This is a genomic window from Lysinibacillus canaveralius, from assembly GCF_047301505.1.
Taxonomy (GTDB): Bacteria; Bacillota; Bacilli; order Bacillales_A; family Planococcaceae; genus Lysinibacillus_B.
Genome location: NZ_CP154840.1, coordinates 226247 through 244136, shown reverse-complemented (window position 1 = coordinate 244136; position 17890 = coordinate 226247). Strand labels below are relative to the sequence as shown.

Below are 17890 nucleotides of genomic sequence, written 5' to 3'. Positions count from 1 at the left end.
CTTTGCTTTCTGTTTTTACGTATCAATTTGAGCCCGCTGCAATTTGCCGCTGTAATCCACGTAAATGCTTTTCCATTCTGTATATACATCCAGTGCTGCCTGACCAGAATCACGGTGGCCATTTCCTGTCCCCTTCGTACCACCAAACGGCAGATGGATTTCTGCCCCTGTCGTTCCTGCATTTATATAGACAATACCTGTATCAAGCAAATGCTGTGCTTTAAAGATTGTATTTACATCCTGTGAGAATATAGCACTTGAAAGCCCGAACTTCACATTGTTATTTACATCAATCGCTTCCTCTAAGCTTGAGACTTCTATTAAACTAATAATCGGGCCGAAAATCTCCTCTTGGGCGATGGTCATGTCTGGACTTACATTTGTAAACAATGTCGGCTCAAAATAAAACCCTTTATCGTAAGGCGGGTCACTCAAAATATTGCCGCCTCTTACCAAATCAGCGCCTTCCTGCTTGCCAATTTGTATATAGTGATTAATCTTTTCCAAAGCCGCCTTGTTTACTACCGGACCTACCTTCGTCTTTGGATCAAGTCCATCGCCAATTGTCAGCTCATCCATTGCCTTCAGGAGACGTTCCACCACTTCTTCTCTAACATTCTTATGAACAATAACACGGCTGCATGCTGTACATCGCTGCCCCGCTGTACCAAACGCACTCCAAAGAATACCTTCGACTGCTAATTCAAGGTTTGCATCATCCATGACAATAACGGCATTTTTCCCCCCTAGCTCAAGGGATACCTTTTTTAGCAGCTTGCCTCCCAGCTCCGCTACTTTGCTTCCCGTTGCATTTGAACCGGTGAAAGAAATAATGGATATATCCGGATGTTCCACTAATGCTGTCCCTACCGTAGGGCCAGCCCCAAAGACAATATTTACTACCCCTTTTGGTAAATCTACTTCTTCAAAAATTTTTCCCAGCTCATAAGCCATAAGAGGGCTTTCATTAGATGGTTTCCAGACGACTGTATTGCCGGAAACAAGCGCCGGAAAAGCTTTCCAAGAAGCGATAGCAATTGGGAAGTTCCATGGTGTGATCAGCCCTGCTACGCCGACTGGTGTGCGCACACTCATAGCAAATTTATTAGCCAGCTCGGAAGGAACTGTTTCGCCAAACAAACGCCTTCCTTCTCCCGCCATATACAAAGCCATATCGATAGCTTCCTGTACTTCTCCCCGAGCCTCTTCAATGACCTTGCCCATCTCTTTAGTAAGCAGTTCTGCCAGATACTCTTTTTTCTCTTTTAGTTTAAAACCAATTTCATATAAATAATCCGCTCGTTTCGGTGCGGGAATGAGTGCCCATTCTTTTTGAGCACGTTTAGCTGCTGTTGCAGCCTCGTTTACCTCTTTTGATGTTGATAATGGGACTGTCGCTATCTGCTCTCCATTTGCCGGATTGATAACCGGTACGGTTTTCAAGTCTCCGTCTATCCAGCGCCCATCAATATAATTTTTCACATTCATTCTTTCGCCCCTCCCTTACATAATCAGGTAATGGTCCTTGTCATTTTATTCTACATTTTCTGCTTTAAGCCCTTTTTTTCTCACATATTATTTCTTCCAAATTTCCCTTAAATTAATGAAACCTTTTGAGCATTCATAAAGTATTAGGTATTAAATAACTTTTTGGAGGCTAACACATGAACAATCATGAAATTGACTACAAACTTTTTGGCGATGACATGCAGTTTGTAGAAGTGGAACTTGACCCGTACGAAACCGTTGTTGCAGAAGCCGGGGCATTAATGATGATGGAAGACGATATTAAAATGGAAACAATCTTCGGTGACGGATCTAATAACCGAGGCGGCAGCGGCATCATGGGTAAACTAATGGGTGCCGGGAAGCGCCTTGTTACAGGAGAAAGCCTCTTCATGACAACGTTCACGAATGAAGGAAAAGGAAAGCGCCATGTTTACTTCGCCTCTCCATATCCAGGGAAAATCATTCCGATGGATTTAAGTATGTTAAATGGAAAAATCATTTGCCAAAAGGATGCATTTTTAGCAGCTGCTAAAGGTGTATCGGTTGGGATAGAGTTCCAGCGTAAATTAGGAACAGGTTTCTTTGGCGGTGAAGGTTTTATTATGCAAAAACTTGAAGGTGATGGCATGGCATTCATTCATGCAGGAGGTACGATTCACGAGCGCCGCCTTCAGCCTGGAGAACGGCTCCGAATCGATACTGGATGTTTAGTAGCCATGACATCCGATGTTGACTATGATATTGAGGCAGTCGGCGGCGTTAAAACAGCTTTATTTGGCGGCGAAGGGATTTTCTTCGCAACGCTGCGCGGTCCTGGCACAGTGTGGGTACAATCCCTTCCATTCAGCCGTTTGGCAAGCCGTGTATTTGCAGCTGCTCCTATTTCCCAGGGCGGCGGCGGTAAGTCTTCGGGAGAAGGCGGTATCGGCGGTTTATTTGATATGTTCAATAAATAATTTATTAATAAGGGCCGACAAGGGACTATCCAGCAAGTAAAAATTGCTGGATAGTCCTTTTCATTACTTAATCCTCGGGAAATCTTTTCTTCTGCGGTAGTCAGATCCAGATGTCACCATCCTATTGGCAAAGGAAATGTCTCAATACGGCTTTTCGACGCCCTTTTCTCATACATGCACCTATTATTAGTCTACGCTCCTTTTTGGCGAAAATGCCTGAATCTCTTTTCCCAATTTCATCACACCCAAGAGCAAAATGATATGCACGTCAATTTAACTGTGACAGGGCCTGATGCATTATATTCACAGATAAAAGAAATATAGAATTCAAACGTCTGGCTCCAATGCCTAGTCGTAAATAATCCATTTTCTTTAGAGAGATTCGGACTAACAACTAAAAAGCGCGGCCGCTATATGCAGACCACGCTGTTCCTGTTATTTAATGACATCATAAGAAATGCAAATAGGGACATCAAGCTCGTCGTCATGCATGATTTTTGCCTGAATATGAAAGACATCCTTCAAAAGCTCCGGCGTCATAATAGCAGCCGGCGATCCGTGGCCTATTAATACACCTTCCCGCATTGCAATAATCTCGTCGGAATAGCGAGCAGCATGGTTAATATCATGCAGCACCATCACAATGGTACATTGATGGTCTCTATTCAGCTTTTGCACAATATTCAACACTTCCAATTGATGGGACATATCCAGATAGGTAGTAGGTTCGTCCAGCAGCAGGATATCCGTTTCCTGTGCCAATGCCATAGCCAGCCATACTCGCTGCCGCTGCCCTCCTGATAATTGGGCAAGCTCACGGCTGCGGAACGCTGCAGTATTCGTTACTTCCATTGCCCACTCCATCATTTCCTTATCCTTTTTAGATAACTGATTGACGTTCTTACGGTGCGGATAGCGTCCATAGGAAATGAGCTCCTCTACCTTTAGCTGAAAGGGTGCCGCAGGAGACTGAGATAAGATCGCCAGCCGTTTGGCAATTTCCTTTGTAGAGAGCATTTGCATATCCTGCTCCTGTAAGAAAATCTGCCCCATCTCCTTTTTCAAGATACGGCCGATTGTCTTTAGCAGGGTCGACTTCCCACAGCCATTCGGACCAATAATTGTTGTCACCTTTCCATGCGCTATTTTTACACTTAAATTCTCAAAGATAACCGCTTTTTCGTAGCCTGCGGTCAGTTCCTCGATTCGAAAAGCCGTTTGCATCCTATCCCTCCTATTTCGCTTTTACTAGTAAATATAAAAAGTATGGTATGCCAATAATAGAAACAACAATCCCTACAGCCAGCTCTGATGGTGCAAATACCGTCTTAGCAATAAAGTCTGAAAAAATAAGCAGGCCTGCCCCAGCCAAAGCACTGACCGGCATTACCAATTGGTGCTTGATACCGACCAACTGCCTTGCAATATGCGGAGCCATGAGCCCGATAAAACCGATACTGCCGGATACCGACACACAAGCGCTTACCAGCCCCACACTTGCAAGCAAGAGGATAACCTTCTCTCTTTCAAGCTGGATACCTAGACTTACGATTGTATTTTCCTCAAGTTGAAAATAGTCAAGCAAGTAGGCTTTTTTATATACATACCAGCCCAGTAATATAATCCACGGCAACATAGCGATAATAAATGTCCAATTTGCATTATAAATAGCACCTGCCTGCCAAACGGCTGCTGATTCATAATCTTTCTCATTCATTTTCAAGGAAATGAACATTGAAAGAGCACCAAATCCACTATTGATAGCGATCCCTGTTAAAATGAGCCGCTGCATATCGAGTTGGCCATTTTTTAAAGCAAAAAAGAAAATAAGTGCTGCAGCCAATGCCCCTCCGACAAATCCAAAGAGCGGCATCATCATAATTTTCATCCAGCTGCTGCCGTCTGACCAGGACGCCTGAAACTGAAAGAAGTACATGAAAATAACAACCGCTGCCCCAGCACCTGCATTGATCCCTAAAATTCCCGGGTCGGCAAGTCCATTTTTAGTAATGCCTTGTAACACGACCCCGGCCATCGCAAGACCAACTCCTACCAGTGCAGCAATAGCAATACGCGGCAGCCTGAAATCAAAAATCACCAGACGGAAATTTTCGTTTCCCTCCAGCCCAATGAGTGTCTTTATGACCTGTAGGACAGACATGTCAAACATGCCGTTTGTAATATGTAAATAGAACCCGGCAAAAATCAGCCCTAAAAGCCCGGTCGTCACTATCCAAAATCGGCGAGACGTGGATTTAAGCATACTTCCCGCCTCCACGTGTACGAATTAAATATAAAAAGAACGGAACACCAATGATGGCCGTTATGACGCCAATAGGTGTTTCGAATGGGAAATTCACGTAGCGGCTGACTAAATCACAGAGGCTAAGGAAAAACGCTCCCATCACAAGTGAGCATGGAATAATAAGCCGGTAATCCTCCCCGACTAAGAAGCGGACAATATGGGGAATGATGAGACCGACAAACGCAATCTTCCCCACAAGGGCAACAGCCGTACCAGTAAGCAGTACAACAGAAAGCATACTAAGCAGCCGTACTGTCTTTGTCTTTTGACCAAGCCCGATGGCAACATCCTCGCCAAGTGATGTAATGGTGATGGCCCTTGCACTTGCCATAGCAAGTACCACTCCCAACAACCCAAAAGGAATGGATAGCCATAGCATATAAGGGTCCACAGATTGTACTTTCGTGTTATACCAGACAGCAACCGTCTGTGATACTTGATAATACATCGCAATAGCAGAGGCTATACTGCTTAAAAATGTCCCGATGACAGTACCGATGATTGCAAGTCTAACAGGTGACAAACCATTTCTGATCAATGACCCGAAGCCAAAAACAAGTCCTGCACCGAGTGCAGAGCCAAGCATCGATAATAAAATCATTTGATAATTCGGCAAGCCTGGTAAAAAGATGACTGCGAGCGTAATGACGAAGGCCGAGCCGTCATTCACACCCATCAAGGAAGGAGAAGCTAAATAATTTCGTGTAATCCCCTGCATCACAGCTCCTGCTACTGCAAGAAACGCTCCGACAACTAATACAGCAATGGCCCTCGGTATACGTGCAGTCCATATGATTTGATGATCTACATTCGCTTCATCAAAAGAGATGAGTGCTTCCCAAACCGTCAACATACTTATTTCTTTCGTTCCGTACATGGTGGAGATAAGTGTAATGATGATAATGAAAAACGGAGCAATCGCGAAAATGATAAAAGGTACTTTCGTTGATTTTTTCAATTTTGCCACCTATCCTATATCGCCTGCAGGTTTCAAAAAGCTGATAATGGCCCATCTATCTCTCCATTACCAGCTTCACAGGCGATTATTTTACTAGTTTCTCAACTGCTGCATCCAAGAACTTCACCTTCGACCAGGCTGTACCACCCTGAGCCAGGGGAGCAATTATGTTTACATGCACTTCCCCATTTTTAGCTGCTGTCAGGTTTGCGAAAATTGGGTTTGCTTCTAGGTCTTTCAAAGCGTTCGGCGCATCAGCATTCTCAGATGTTTCAAACTGCAGGAAGATAACATCCGGATCCACCTCCGCCAATGTCTCAAGAGCAAGCTCTGCCTGTGCCTCTGCTTCCTTCAAAACGGCTGGCGTTTGAAGACCTAGGTCTTCATAAAGCACCGGGTTCAAGTAAACACCGGATGGATAAATATTCATTACCCCTCCACGGACACGAATGATAAGCACTTCTTTGTCAGCTGCTGTTTTACCTAGTACTGTTTTAGCATCTTCAGCCTTTTTCTCATAATCAGCAATAATTTTCTCTGCTTCCTCTTCCTTGTCAGCAAGCTGACCGAATGCTAGTAAATTGTCTTTCCAATTAGTAGAAATATGAGAATACGGCAATGTTGTCGCAAGTTTATTCATTTGCGCCAGCGTATCTTCTCCCCATTTAGAAGTACCAATAATTGCATCTGGTTCTAAAGTTAAGATTGCTTCTGCATTTGGCGCCTTTTTATCACCAACCAATGCTGCTCCGGCTAATTCTGCCGCCAAATATTCAGGGATTTCCCCTGCTATTTCTAATACACCTGCTGGCTTTAAACCAAGTGCTGCAGCATCTTCCATTGCTTCTAAACTTGCTGCTACAATATTTTCAGCAGGGTTCGGGAAAGTATAATCCGCACCTAGGTAGCTGATTACTTTTTCCGATTCTGCTGCTGTACTGTCATTAGCGCTTGTTTCTACTTTTGTGTCTGATTCTGCTTTTGTTTCTTTTGGTTCATCGCCTGAACTGCATGCAGCCAATGTTAGCGCAAGCAGTGCTGCTGCTCCTACAGACCAATATTTCTTCATAATGTATTATCCCCCTATGGTTCACTCTTCATTGATATTGATTCTCATTACCAATTGAATTTTACCAAAGGTACCCTCTATAGGGAATGGACAGAAATACAAATTATATGGATATTTGCGCGAAGAGTGGATCCACCTTACTAGATTAACCCTCATACTCAATCTATAAGAAATTGCCTACTCTTTTTTGAAATATGGATTTTTTTCATAGGTTTTACGATAAGCAGATGGCGGCATGCCTTCATGCTTTTTAAATACACGGCTAAAGTAGAAGCCGTCCGGATAGCCAACCTGCTCAGCAATTTTTGCCATAGGAGAAGAACTCGTCCTTAACAGCTCTTTTGCCCTGCCCAGGCGGTACTCCGTCAAGTATTGAATAGGTGTCAATCCTGTAAGCCGCTCGAACAATTGAGAAAATCTTCTGCGCTCCATTCCAAACTTCCTTGCTAATTCACTGATGAAGAGCTCCTCTTTATAATGCTGATGGATGTAATCTAATGCATCTGTGATGCTATCTCTCTGGTTTTCATAGCGCTCATTTCGTGCCACTAATAAAATATGGCCAAGTAAATTTAAAAACATCAGTTGAGTATGAAACTTAGACATGGAATCGGGCTTTGCCTGCTGTTGAAGAAGCTGCAGGGCCTGCTGCTGAATATTAGAACTGTCATCAATTATTAGGGAAAAGTGGCGATGAAGCATTTCCTTATATGGCGCAGGAGCATCTATAAGCCGATAATGGATCACGATATACTCCCAAGACTCATCAAAAGATTGTATTTCTATATTCATTGCTGACCCCGCATGAACAATCATCTGTTCATTCATTTTATATACCGTACCATCGAATGAAAAATGAGCTCTTCCTACAAGCGGGATAACGAGGCCGCACACATCTCTTGCCGTTTTCCTTCCCGTATCCTTTCCTCCTGCCTCCAGCCTGCTCGTAAAGGCATTTACGAATCGAATAGAGGAGCCCGCATAATACTCAATTACTTGATTGATTGTCAGCTCCATTTCTATATCTTCCTCCATTGACTTCATAATTGAAAATGATTATCATTTAGGATATTATAACAATCAATACGAAATGAGGGTAGTTGATTTATGAATGATTTTTTGATAAATTCCCGTTTTACCAATACTGCTTACGACATCAAAGTTTATATACCGGATGGAAAGGCCCCAAGTGATGGTTTTCCTATCCATTATGTGCTGGATGGTCTGTCCTATTTTGGTTTTGTAAAAGATGCTGTTCGGCTGCAGCAATTAAATAGCATGAAAACAGGTACAAGCCCTGCCATTGTCGTAGGTATTTGCCATCAGGCAGAAGAAATGCGGGAGCGCCGTTTTATAGACTATACGGCCTCTGCAGAAGAATTGCGGATGCCTGCGCATGCGAAAGGGAAAATCCCTGCCATCTATGGCGGGGCGGAGAAATTTTACAGCTTCATCGAGCAAGAACTCATTCCTGCTATAGAGAACAAGTATCCGGTCAATACCGAATGCCGGACACTGCTTGGGCATTCTTTGGGCGGCTACTTTGCATTATGGTGTTCATTTACACACTCTAAGAAGTTTAAGCATATCGTCGCCATCAGTCCCTCTATCTGGTGGAACGGAGAAGAGTTAATAGAGAAGGCTGCCCAGTTCATTACTCATGGGGCAAGCGAAAAGAACATACGTATTTTCATGGCAGTCGGTGAGCGTGAAGGATTTATGGTAGAGGATGCAAAGAAAATGAATACCATGCTGAGAGCTGCTGATCTTCAGGTAGAATGCTATGTAGCTCCTGAAGAAAACCATGCTTCTGTCGTCCCTACCGTTATCAGCCGAGCGCTCCGATTTTGTTCTAATCCATTAACAGTCACGCCTATTTAGCTATCACAGGTGCCGGAAAACAGTTGCTATTTCCAGTGCAAATATACAGCTTTGGATAATAAATAAAGGCAGCATCCTAAAAAGGTGCTGCCTTCAGCCTGTTGACAAACGCTTTCATCCATCGTTGCTTGCCTCGCTCGTCCCCTCATGAACTTAGGTTCTATTCGTGTCTTCGCTCGTCGGCGCGCCTTGTCTGGCAAGCGTTTTCAAGACAGGCTGAGTAAAATCGTCTTTTTATCAAAATATCTAAAAAGTCGAGAAGACAAAGTCATGAAACGACTTTGTCTTCACTCTAACGGCAGCATCCCAAAAAGATGCTGCCTCCCTTTACTACAAGTAGACAACGGCCATTAAAATAAGGGCCACTACAATACGATAAATCGCAAAAGGTGTTAATTTCACTCTTGAAATCAGCTTTAAGAAGAACTTGATGGAAATGAGTGCAAATACAAATGCACTGATAAAGCCTATTGCATAGAAACCAAGGTGATCCATGTTAATTTGATCCCAGTTTTTAAATAAGGAAAGACCGCTGGCCCCAGCCATAATCGGCACTGCCATGATGAAAGTAAAGTCTGCTGCTGTTTTGTGGTCCAAGCCAAGCAATACTCCCCCGGAGATGGTAGCGCCGGAACGAGAGAATCCAGGCCATAATGATAAACATTGGATAAAGCCAATTTTCAGTGCTTTTCCGTAAGAAATTTGGTCAAGCGATGTAATCTTTGGTCGCTTTGGTCCAAATTTGTCGGCTATGATCATTAAGAATGCTCCAATAAATAGACCAACGATGACCGTTTCAATGCCAAATAGATTGTCATCAATATAATCCTCAAATAAAACTCCAAACACACCCGCCGGGATGATTCCCACGATAACATGTCCTAAGTTGAAGCGCGTCTTTTCTTGACCTTCTATTTTATACAAGCCGACCAGGCTCAAAATGCGTTTCCACATGACTACTACAACCGCCAAAATGGAACCGAGCTGAATGACAATCTTAAATGTATTAGCTGATCCCTGTCCTAAAAATTCCGTTGTTTTTAGCCATAAATCATCAACAATAATCATATGCCCTGTAGAAGACACAGGGGCGAATTCCGTCATCCCTTCAACAAAACCGAGGATGAGTGCTTTTAATAATTCAAGTAACTCCATTGTTTTACTCCTTATTTTGTAAATTCAATATCGACTATCCATAATTCCGATTGAGACCCGATTCGTGTCGGTGGTCCCCAAAAGCCAAATCCGCTTGATACGAGAGCATTCATTGTATCTTTTCGCTTATAACCGTAGTCAAGCTCAAAGATACGGGAAGTGATAAAGCTGTTCGGCCACATCTGCCCCTTATGCGTATGTCCTGATGTATGAAAATCTACACCAAGCGCAGCAGGTGTATCCAAGTCATCGGGTGTGTGGTTCATTACAAACCACGGTATTGTTTCATCTGCCGGCTTTAAGCTCTCAAGCGGCTTACGTGATTTGTTCGTTCTATCCTCTTGCCCTGTTAAATAGAAACGATCGTCAACTAAAATGGTTTCATCCAATAGCATTTTTACATTGGATGCTTCCATTTCTTTAATAAGCAATGGGATCTTCCCACCATAATACTCATGGTTACCTAATATCCCATAAACACCATATGTCGTCTTAAGCTGCTTCATTACTTCATGCATACCGTCCTCGATATACCAGCTTGGATCGTCATCAATCAAGTCTCCAACGAGCAATACAAGATCCGGTTTTGCCTCGTTTGCCTTTTGCACGAATTTTTCAAGATGCCCTTTATTCGAAAGCACGCCAAGATGGAAATCTGATGCTACAACAACACGCATCGGTTCGCCTTTCTTGTCAATTTGAATGGACAGCTCGCGCGCAACAGGCATATAGGCATTATATGTACCAACGCCGAATAACACAACCAGCAGAGCAACCCCTATCGATCCAACCCATACTTCACTTTTAAAAGGTGTGAGCAAAATGATGAGGTTAGCAATAAGACAAATAATTAGTCCATATTGCAAAACGAACATCCAGTAGTTCCCGATTACAGCAAGAGGTTTCAAGAGTTCATGGGCCCGACCTAAAATGAACCCAAATGACACGATGAAGAGGATCAGCCAATACACCGGTTCAAAACGAAAAATATGAAGGGCAACAAGCCACCTCTTTAAATTCCAGCCTAAATAAAATGTAATTCCGCCATATAAGGCTATGACGAGCGCTCCGATTAACACCCGCATATTTGTGCACGCTCCCCTATTTTCTTATGATAAGAATCATGTATTCCAGCCAATGTGCAAAAAAGAAGAATTCTTTTTTACAGAAATCCGCTGAAAAAATTATAGCACGTCCGGGAAAACGAATCGAATCTAGGCGTTAAAAACTTTTAATAGAGTTTTATATTTTTTATAGGTTACAAAAGCTGTTCGTGTTGATTGCGTGAAACATATTTTTTATCTACCCGCAAGGTAGATTCGGCTAAAACAAGCTGCGCTTTACCTTCATATAAAAAAGAGTACACTACCGTTGCCGGCAGTGTACCTCTCCTTATAAAGTATGAATTTTTACCGTGACTTTAAATAGGTCACCATCAACCTCAATATTCAATTGGCCGCCGTGTAAGTCCACGATGGATTGGGCAATGGCAAGACCTAGCCCCGAGCCTTCCGTATGACGTGATGTATCTGCGCGCTTGAAGCGTTCCGTCAACTCTTCTACGTTTTCTCCAAGCTCATACTTTGCTACATTTTTGACTGAGAACTCTGCCATGCCTGAAACAGTACGTAATGAAACATATACACGTGTTCCTTCTAGGCTATATTTCCGAGCATTGAGAAGCAGATTATCGACAACACGCCACCATTTCTGACCGTCCACCTCCGCATATACCGGCTGATCATGGATGGCCACTCGCAAATCAAGCCCTGCAGCAACGAAATCCTCTTCATGCTCACCCGCAGCCTGCTGTAGCATTTGAGCTAAATCCAGCCGTCGCTTGACGATTTCCACATTACCACTCGCCATTTTTGAAACATCGAACAAATCCTCTATCAGCGTTTTCAGCTTTGCTGATTTCTGGTCTAGAATTCCGACGTATTTCGCCCGTTCCTCTTCTGTTAAGTTCGGATTTTTCAGAAGATCTGTATACGTAATAATCGATGTTAATGGCGTTCGCAAATCATGGCTGACATTTGTAATCAGTTCTGTTTTCAATCGCTCACTCTTTGCCTGCTCCTTCATCGATAATTCAATTCCCTTACGCAAATCATTCAAATTTTCAGCATGATGTGCAATTGGTGATTTGCCCTTGACCTTTATCGGAGATGTCAAGCGTCCTGCTGCCATCTCTTCTGTCTGCTTCATTACACGGTTTAGGTAGCCCATGCGACGCAGGAAGATATAAAGTGCCGGTAATAAGATAAACGTAAACAATGGAGCATAAATCACGATCAGCCCAAACTGTAGTGTTACACCTGCAAGCCCAACCCCGCCCAAGAAGAAAATGAAGAGGAGCGCTGTCATCTGAATACCAATGGAACGGTTCAGAAAAACATCCTGACCTGCTTTTACGATTTTCATCACGAAAGAATCATTGAACGGTGCCTCTTCTGATTTGATGGACAGATAAGCCCAAACAGCCGTTAGTATGGTTGCACTAAATAAAACAAATTGCAGACCTAACAAAAAGATCAGCTCAAACCCGTTTCTAAAGCCGCCATACATTGTATATTCATACAGCATGCCCTGAATCCGATAAACTCCGCTCTCTATAGCAGATAAAGTAAACAAAGCCAAGATAAGCGAACAAGCTATTTTCACATCCGGCAGAAGACGGTAGAAACGCTCTTCCACATCGAGAACGCCACTAAATAGCGGCCAGCTTGGTCTCCATACTGTAACGAGTAAAAAGATTGCTGCTAAAGCGGCTGCCCAGATTAGATAAAAGATAATTCTCTCCAGTTTGAAAACATGATATTCCTCACTAAAATCTGATTTCGTCAGCATAGACTTTGCCAAGCTGATAGAACCTGTAAAGTAGCGATCGTCCTGGTTTACCTGTATATCATATCCGATCAGTCCTGGTGAATTTGTATAATCTCCTAAATAAATAGACGAGACAGCTTCTGCCTGTAAGGGTTGAGATTCGGTAAATGTCTGTGTATAAGCGGCCTTTTCATCTCCCCATTTTTCTACACTTTTGGATGTTTCCATATCCTTCAATTTATAATCAAAAAAGCTGTATGTTGATTTAAACTCTCGTACACCACGTTCAAATTCCGTTTCGTACTTTGTAAGTGCTTCTTTCTTTAAAGTAATAATTTTTTCTTTTACTAAATCGTCACTTTCAAAGTTCTTTTTGATCTCTTCAAGCTTATTATTCCTCTCCTCCTCCAAAGCTGTTCGTGCAGCTTCGCCTATCGCTGGATCATTCAGGCGCTCACTGTATTGTGATTCAATGTTCATCAGCTGATCACTAAGTGAGCCATAGTAACTGCGATAGTAGTCGATTTCCTCCGATGTAACTTCTATATTGTCCAACAATTCTTCAAAATCAATTGGATTTAGAATATATTGTTTAAGCCCGTCCAGAAATTGATTTTCTGTACCTTCAAAACGATCGGTATAGAAGTAATTGTCAGCCAATAATTCCTGCCCGCGATGTAAAAAGGAGATACCGCCAAAAGCGATAACAAACATAAGAAAAAGGGTGAGGAATAATCTTGTTTTCATTTTTTATTCCTCCTAAAATAGCTTTCGTAAAAGCTTGATGGTATCCATCAAATTCGTATCAATCCAGTTCCAAACGTATGCCCCGATGCATACGATTCCTACAGCTGCAGCAATCAGGCTGCACGTCGAACAAAGACGCAGTACTTTATTTTTCAATCTTGTATCCAAGGCCCCACACCACCTTCAGATAACGCGGATTTTTCGGATCGGCTTCGATCTTTTCACGGATTTTCCGGATATGCACGGCTACGATGTTTTCCGCATTGTATGCTTCCTCATTCCATACGATCTCATAAATTTCATTGATGGAAAACACGCGTCCTGCATTTTTCAGCAGCAGTTCCGTAATTTTGTACTCGATCGGCGTCAGCTTGACAGGTTCACCATCCACCCGTACCTCTTTTGCTTCTGGATGGAGTGTGAGTCCTGATACCTCCTCCTGCTGGCGGTACGTACCAAGCTCCGTATAGCGTCTGAGCTGGCTTTTCACACGTGCCATCAATTCCAGTGGATGGAATGGTTTTGTTAAATAATCGTCTGCTCCAACCGACAATCCATGAATTTTATCTGTATCTTCCGCTTTTGCACTGAGCATAAGAATCGGGATGTTACGCTCTGCACGTATTTTAAATGTTGCTGTAATACCGTCCATTTTCGGCATCATGATGTCAAGGATAATCAGATGGACTTCGTTCTTTTTCAAAAGCTCTAACGCTTCGCTGCCATCCGCCGCCTTGAGCACATGATACCCTTCGTTTCTCAGGTAGATCTCTATTCCATCACGAATATCCTTGTCATCATCCGTGACGAGCACAGTTAGCTTGCTCACCATAAACACCTCACTGCTTTTTCTTATAATCTTATCGTAAAACACAAAAATGAGTTTTTTTCTATCCCAAATCTGAAGAATTTCTTAAGAAACACCAGCGTGCTGCTTGAAGAAATAAAGGAACTCCTCTAGGAAGCAAACCGATTACCAAAAGTAATCACGATAATTCCCCCTAGTATTAGAAATACTCCTGCCCAGGAAGTTAACGATAAATACTCGCCGAGGAACAGCACACCTAAAAGTGCTGCGGTCAGCGGCTCCGCTAAACTTAATGTGACAGCTGCTGAAGAGTTAACAGAACGGAGTCCAGCTAAAAATAACAGGTAGGCGATGCTTGTTGTGATGATACCCATATAGAGCATAGGTACAAGATTACCGATATCTGTTATCCATAACACCCCATCCATCAAAGCAATGGGTGCCAATATAACGGAGCATATTGAAAATGTCATCGCCACAGCAGGCAATGTTTCTGCATGCTTCATTAGCTGCTTGCTGACATTTGTATAAAGAGCAAACATAAGCCCTGCACATAGGGCAAGTCCAATGCCAGCAGGATCAATAATAGCCTCTCCCCGATTTACAAACAGAAGGGCACATCCGATGATCGAAAAGCTCGTTGCTGCAGCCCATATACGGCTGGGTTTCACTTTCCAAATAACCCATTCGAGAATTCCAGAAAATACAGGCGCACTCCCAATCGTCACGACAGTTCCAATGGCTACACCTGTAAAACGGATTGAGGAAAAAAACAAGCATTGGAACAAGGCAATCGCAAGTGCAGCAAGGATATTCCATTTCCATGGCCACGTCCGCCAGGTCATCTTTTTCATCATAAGAACAAGGATCAGCAATAAACCTCCACCGATGCCGGAACGTACACAGGCAACAGCAAAAGAAGAGATTCCCTCCTGCAGAAATGTCTGCGTGGTCCCAGTTGTCCCCCAGAGCACTGCACCCAATAACACCATTATGTATGGTAAAGATTTCATAATAAGGCCTCCTTATGAAGATTATAGCGTGTGAAGGAAGAGAACGGAGCTTTTTTATAAATATAGAAGAAAATCCCTATTTTTATATAGTTATGATAGGACGAATGACTAACTACTCTCCTTACTATTAAAAAAAGAAGCCTGTCCCTGCGGACAGACTACTCTCTTAGTTCTCTTGATTTTCGATAAAGAATGTAATGATCATAAACAGGGTGAATGCTAGCAGCAGTAAAGTTCCACCAACTATGAAGCAAATCATAACAAATGTATCGTTCAGGTTGAACGGATTTAAATTATACATCCACATACCGAATGTCAGTCCAAAGGCTCCGGCCATTGCCAGTATACTTTGAATTGTTACTAGTATTTTATGTTTAATTGTATAAACTTTATAGAAAATCCCCCATGCAAATACTGAAAGCCAGCCGACCAACAGTATGTGTGCGTGAATCGGACGTAATGAATAGTCCATATCTCCGCTCATTTTAGAACCTAAAAATGTTCCGAACAAACCAAAGATTGCAGCAAATCGAATCAATCGAATCGACCATTTCTTCTCCATTTCCCTTATCCCCTTTATTTTCTCTCTATCGGAAGCCAAACGGTAAACGTACTGCCTAAACCTAGCGTACTTTCCAGTCTGATAATGCCCCCATGCATCGTCACGACCTGCTTAACGATTGCCAGGCCAAGCCCTGTTCCATCCTTTTTCCGCGCTTCATCCACGCGGAAAAAACGCTCAAATACCTGCTCCTGTACTTCCGGTGACATACCGATGCCTGTATCTTTAAATGTTACCTCCAGCCCATCGCCCCCTTGGCAGCATGTAATAATAATACTCCCTCCAGGACTGTTATATTTAATAGCATTTGATAATAGATTATCCCATACATTGACAAGCAGTTCTTCGTCCGCATAGGCGATCGCCTTTTCTACTTTATAAGAAAGCTCAATTCCCTGCTCACTCAGCCGCCAACGGTATTTCCTGATAATTTCCTTTACTTGTTCATCAACGCGAAGCTGCCTACATTTCAATGGATATGTCGCCTGATCGAGTGACGTGATCAATAAGAGCTGCTTCGTCAATTTCGATAGCCGCTTCGATTCCCGGTCGATAATTGACAAATATTCCAGCCGTTCTTTTTCACTAACTTCCTCCCCCCTCAACAAGTCCGCATAACCTTGAATATTCATAAGAGGTGACTGGAAGTCATGTGAAACATTACTGATAAACGCCTTGCGAGCCTCATCATTATGCGCCAGCTGTTGCTGCATGAGGTTGAAGCTTTCAGCCAGCTGACCGATTTCATCCTTTCTTGAAATATCGAGTGTATAATGGAAATTCTCTTTGGAGACTGCTTTTGTCGCCTCTGTCAACTGGGTAATGGGGCGAATGAGCTGACGTGTCATCAAAACAACTCCGCTTATACTGACAATAGCGATAGCCGCTACAAAGCCCGCAAGTACGGTATGAATATCCGAAAAGAGCATTTTATTGTTCGGCCTTAAAAACAGACCGTACTGCTCACCTTCCACAGTAAATGGTACACCTACTGTATTTTGTACATCGTTCGAAAAGTAGCTCATCATGAGAAAACTGCCCGAAAAATTCTGCATCCCATGATAAACTTCTCCATTTAAAAGGTCGTCAAGCACTCCTTCAGGCATTTCATCATTTGAGAAGGCTTCTCCAAAATACGCACGGTCGCCGGCCTTATTTATAATAAAAACCTGATAGCCCAGCTTTCCGATAGAAGACAAGTACGCATTCATTTCTTCTTCGGAGCCATGTAAATTCTCTAAAATCCGTACGACTTCTTGTGCGATTTCTACATTTTGCCTATCAACCTTATCATTTGTGAATGTGAAGTACACAACATTAGCGAGGGCAAAGCCGATTCCTACACTACATACCAAGATGACGATCGTAGCACTAATAAACTGCCTATACAATGTTTTCATTTATTCGCCTCTAATTTGTAGCCGATTCCTCGTACTGTGTATATTTCAACCGTCGCCCCGTAACGCTTCAGACGTTCCCGAATACGATTAATATGGGTGTTGAGCGTCATTTCACTACCTTCATAATCAGCTCCCCATGTTTGTTCAATCAACAGCGTACGCTGGGTTATTTTATGGGCCCTCGATGCCAACAAGCTGAGTAGTTCAAACTCCTTCATGGGCAGCATAATCGTCTCCTGATTAATTACTACCTCAAAGTTTTTGCGGTCGATTTTAAGGTTACCTACTTCTATTAAAGCCTCCATAGAACGCTCAAATCTTCTTAACACAACAGCGACACGGAATAGCAGCTCCTTTGGCTCAAACGGCTTTACAATATAATCTTCTGATCCGGCAATAAAACCTTTTTCCTTATCCTCAAGCTGTCCCTTTGCCGTGAGAAGGATAACCGGGATGTCAAGATCTTTTGTAAGAGTTTTTGTAAGCTCAAACCCGTTCATCCCCGGCATCATCACATCTACTATTGCAAGGTCTACGTCTTTCTCCTCAAGTAAATCGAGTGCCTGCTGTGCATCACTTGCCCGCTCTACCTCATACCCTTCACGTGTCAGGTGGATTGAAACAAGCTGTAAAATATCCTGATCATCATCTACGACCATTATCCGCATATCATCCCTCCACGCTCTGAGTATGAGCGG

At 42.9% G+C, this 17890-nt stretch carries 17 protein-coding genes; 2 read left to right on the top strand and 15 right to left on the bottom strand.

The genetic code is table 11. The features are described 5' to 3' along the window. Nucleotides 1-15: 15 nt before the first annotated feature. Nucleotides 16-1488 carry an aldehyde dehydrogenase family protein gene (locus tag AA0Y26_RS01335; protein ID WP_413364485.1) on the bottom strand — a complete coding sequence of 491 codons (1473 nt, stop codon included), beginning with the start codon at nt 1486-1488 and terminating at the stop codon, nt 16-18. A gap of 176 nt (nt 1489-1664) precedes the next feature. On the opposite strand from AA0Y26_RS01335, the gene AA0Y26_RS01330 reads away from it, so the two are divergent. Next, nucleotides 1665-2465: a TIGR00266 family protein gene (locus AA0Y26_RS01330; RefSeq protein ID WP_413364484.1), complete on the top strand. Its 801-nt coding sequence runs from the start codon at nt 1665-1667 to the stop codon at nt 2463-2465. A gap of 435 nt (nt 2466-2900) precedes the next feature. Here the strand turns inward: AA0Y26_RS01330 and AA0Y26_RS01325 are convergent, their stop codons facing one another. The 5 genes from AA0Y26_RS01325 to AA0Y26_RS01305 form a co-directional block, all read right to left on the bottom strand. Next, nucleotides 2901-3689 carry an ABC transporter ATP-binding protein gene (locus AA0Y26_RS01325; protein WP_413364483.1) on the bottom strand — a complete coding sequence of 263 codons (789 nt, stop codon included), beginning with the start codon at nt 3687-3689 and terminating at the stop codon, nt 2901-2903. Nucleotides 3690-3699: 10 nt separating this feature from the next. Beyond that, entirely contained in the window at nt 3700-4728 is a 1029-nt protein-coding gene (locus AA0Y26_RS01320) for a FecCD family ABC transporter permease (RefSeq protein WP_413364482.1), read from the bottom strand. After that, nucleotides 4721-5728, bottom strand: coding sequence for a FecCD family ABC transporter permease (locus AA0Y26_RS01315; protein ID WP_413364481.1), 1008 nt, complete (start codon nt 5726-5728; stop codon nt 4721-4723). Before AA0Y26_RS01315 ends, AA0Y26_RS01320 begins: the two co-directional genes overlap by 8 nt. A gap of 85 nt (nt 5729-5813) precedes the next feature. Further along, nucleotides 5814-6797 (bottom strand): ABC transporter substrate-binding protein, encoded by a 984-nt coding sequence (locus AA0Y26_RS01310; protein WP_413364480.1) that lies wholly within the window; start codon nt 6795-6797, stop codon nt 5814-5816. Between the two features lie 177 nt (nt 6798-6974). Next, on the bottom strand, nt 6975-7841 hold the full coding sequence (locus tag AA0Y26_RS01305) for a helix-turn-helix domain-containing protein (RefSeq protein ID WP_413364479.1): 867 nt from the start codon (nt 7839-7841) through the stop codon (nt 6975-6977). 63 nt (nt 7842-7904) lie between these two features. On the opposite strand from AA0Y26_RS01305, the gene AA0Y26_RS01300 reads away from it, so the two are divergent. Continuing rightward, on the top strand, nt 7905-8678 hold the full coding sequence (locus AA0Y26_RS01300; RefSeq protein WP_413364478.1) for an alpha/beta hydrolase: 774 nt from the start codon (nt 7905-7907) through the stop codon (nt 8676-8678). Between the two features lie 330 nt (nt 8679-9008). On the opposite strand, the gene AA0Y26_RS01295 is transcribed toward AA0Y26_RS01300, so the two are convergent. The 9 genes from AA0Y26_RS01295 to AA0Y26_RS01255 form a co-directional block, all read right to left on the bottom strand. Further along, nucleotides 9009-9833 (bottom strand): undecaprenyl-diphosphate phosphatase, encoded by an 825-nt coding sequence (locus AA0Y26_RS01295; protein WP_413364477.1) that lies wholly within the window; start codon nt 9831-9833, stop codon nt 9009-9011. 11 nt (nt 9834-9844) lie between these two features. Continuing rightward, nucleotides 9845-10918 (bottom strand): metallophosphoesterase, encoded by a 1074-nt coding sequence (locus AA0Y26_RS01290; protein WP_413364476.1) that lies wholly within the window; start codon nt 10916-10918, stop codon nt 9845-9847. Between the two features lie 307 nt (nt 10919-11225). Beyond that, entirely contained in the window at nt 11226-13409 is a 2184-nt protein-coding gene (locus AA0Y26_RS01285; RefSeq protein WP_413364475.1) for a sensor histidine kinase, read from the bottom strand. A 12-nt stretch (nt 13410-13421) separates the two neighbouring features. Continuing rightward, nucleotides 13422-13577: a hypothetical protein gene (locus AA0Y26_RS01280; RefSeq protein ID WP_413364474.1), complete on the bottom strand. Its 156-nt coding sequence runs from the start codon at nt 13575-13577 to the stop codon at nt 13422-13424. Beyond that, nucleotides 13555-14238, bottom strand: coding sequence for a response regulator transcription factor (locus tag AA0Y26_RS01275; protein ID WP_413367999.1), 684 nt, complete (start codon nt 14236-14238; stop codon nt 13555-13557). The genes AA0Y26_RS01280 and AA0Y26_RS01275 overlap by 23 nt, the downstream gene beginning before the upstream one ends. 128 nt (nt 14239-14366) lie before the next feature. Further along, nucleotides 14367-15230, bottom strand: a complete 864-nt coding sequence (locus AA0Y26_RS01270; protein ID WP_413364473.1) for a DMT family transporter — start codon at nt 15228-15230, stop codon at nt 14367-14369. A 166-nt stretch (nt 15231-15396) separates the two neighbouring features. Next, entirely contained in the window at nt 15397-15792 is a 396-nt protein-coding gene (locus AA0Y26_RS01265) for a hypothetical protein (RefSeq protein WP_413364472.1), read from the bottom strand. Between the two features lie 14 nt (nt 15793-15806). Continuing rightward, entirely contained in the window at nt 15807-17192 is a 1386-nt protein-coding gene (locus AA0Y26_RS01260) for an ATP-binding protein (protein WP_413364471.1), read from the bottom strand. Beyond that, nucleotides 17189-17860, bottom strand: coding sequence for a response regulator transcription factor (locus AA0Y26_RS01255; RefSeq protein ID WP_413364470.1), 672 nt, complete (start codon nt 17858-17860; stop codon nt 17189-17191). Before AA0Y26_RS01255 ends, AA0Y26_RS01260 begins: the two co-directional genes overlap by 4 nt. Nucleotides 17861-17890 lie beyond the last annotated feature (30 nt).

Bases quoted from the DNA above. Each gene is read 5' to 3' on its own strand.
- AA0Y26_RS01335 (WP_413364485.1), bottom strand. From the start codon at position 1,488: ATGAATGTGAAAAATTATATTGATGGGCGCTGGATAGACGGAGACTTG.
- AA0Y26_RS01330 (WP_413364484.1), top strand. From the start codon at position 1,665: ATGAACAATCATGAAATTGACTACAAACTTTTTGGCGATGACATGCAG.
- AA0Y26_RS01325 (WP_413364483.1), bottom strand. From the start codon at position 3,689: ATGCAAACGGCTTTTCGAATCGAGGAACTGACCGCAGGCTACGAAAAA.
- AA0Y26_RS01320 (WP_413364482.1), bottom strand. From the start codon at position 4,728: ATGCTTAAATCCACGTCTCGCCGATTTTGGATAGTGACGACCGGGCTT.
- AA0Y26_RS01310 (WP_413364480.1), bottom strand. From the start codon at position 6,797: ATGAAGAAATATTGGTCTGTAGGAGCAGCAGCACTGCTTGCGCTAACA.
- AA0Y26_RS01305 (WP_413364479.1), bottom strand. From the start codon at position 7,841: ATGAAGTCAATGGAGGAAGATATAGAAATGGAGCTGACAATCAATCAA.
- AA0Y26_RS01300 (WP_413364478.1), top strand. From the start codon at position 7,905: ATGAATGATTTTTTGATAAATTCCCGTTTTACCAATACTGCTTACGAC.
- AA0Y26_RS01295 (WP_413364477.1), bottom strand. From the start codon at position 9,833: ATGGAGTTACTTGAATTATTAAAAGCACTCATCCTCGGTTTTGTTGAA.
- AA0Y26_RS01290 (WP_413364476.1), bottom strand. From the start codon at position 10,918: ATGCGGGTGTTAATCGGAGCGCTCGTCATAGCCTTATATGGCGGAATT.
- AA0Y26_RS01285 (WP_413364475.1), bottom strand. From the start codon at position 13,409: ATGAAAACAAGATTATTCCTCACCCTTTTTCTTATGTTTGTTATCGCT.
- AA0Y26_RS01270 (WP_413364473.1), bottom strand. From the start codon at position 15,230: ATGAAATCTTTACCATACATAATGGTGTTATTGGGTGCAGTGCTCTGG.
- AA0Y26_RS01265 (WP_413364472.1), bottom strand. From the start codon at position 15,792: ATGGAGAAGAAATGGTCGATTCGATTGATTCGATTTGCTGCAATCTTT.
- AA0Y26_RS01260 (WP_413364471.1), bottom strand. From the start codon at position 17,192: ATGAAAACATTGTATAGGCAGTTTATTAGTGCTACGATCGTCATCTTG.
- AA0Y26_RS01255 (WP_413364470.1), bottom strand. From the start codon at position 17,860: ATGCGGATAATGGTCGTAGATGATGATCAGGATATTTTACAGCTTGTT.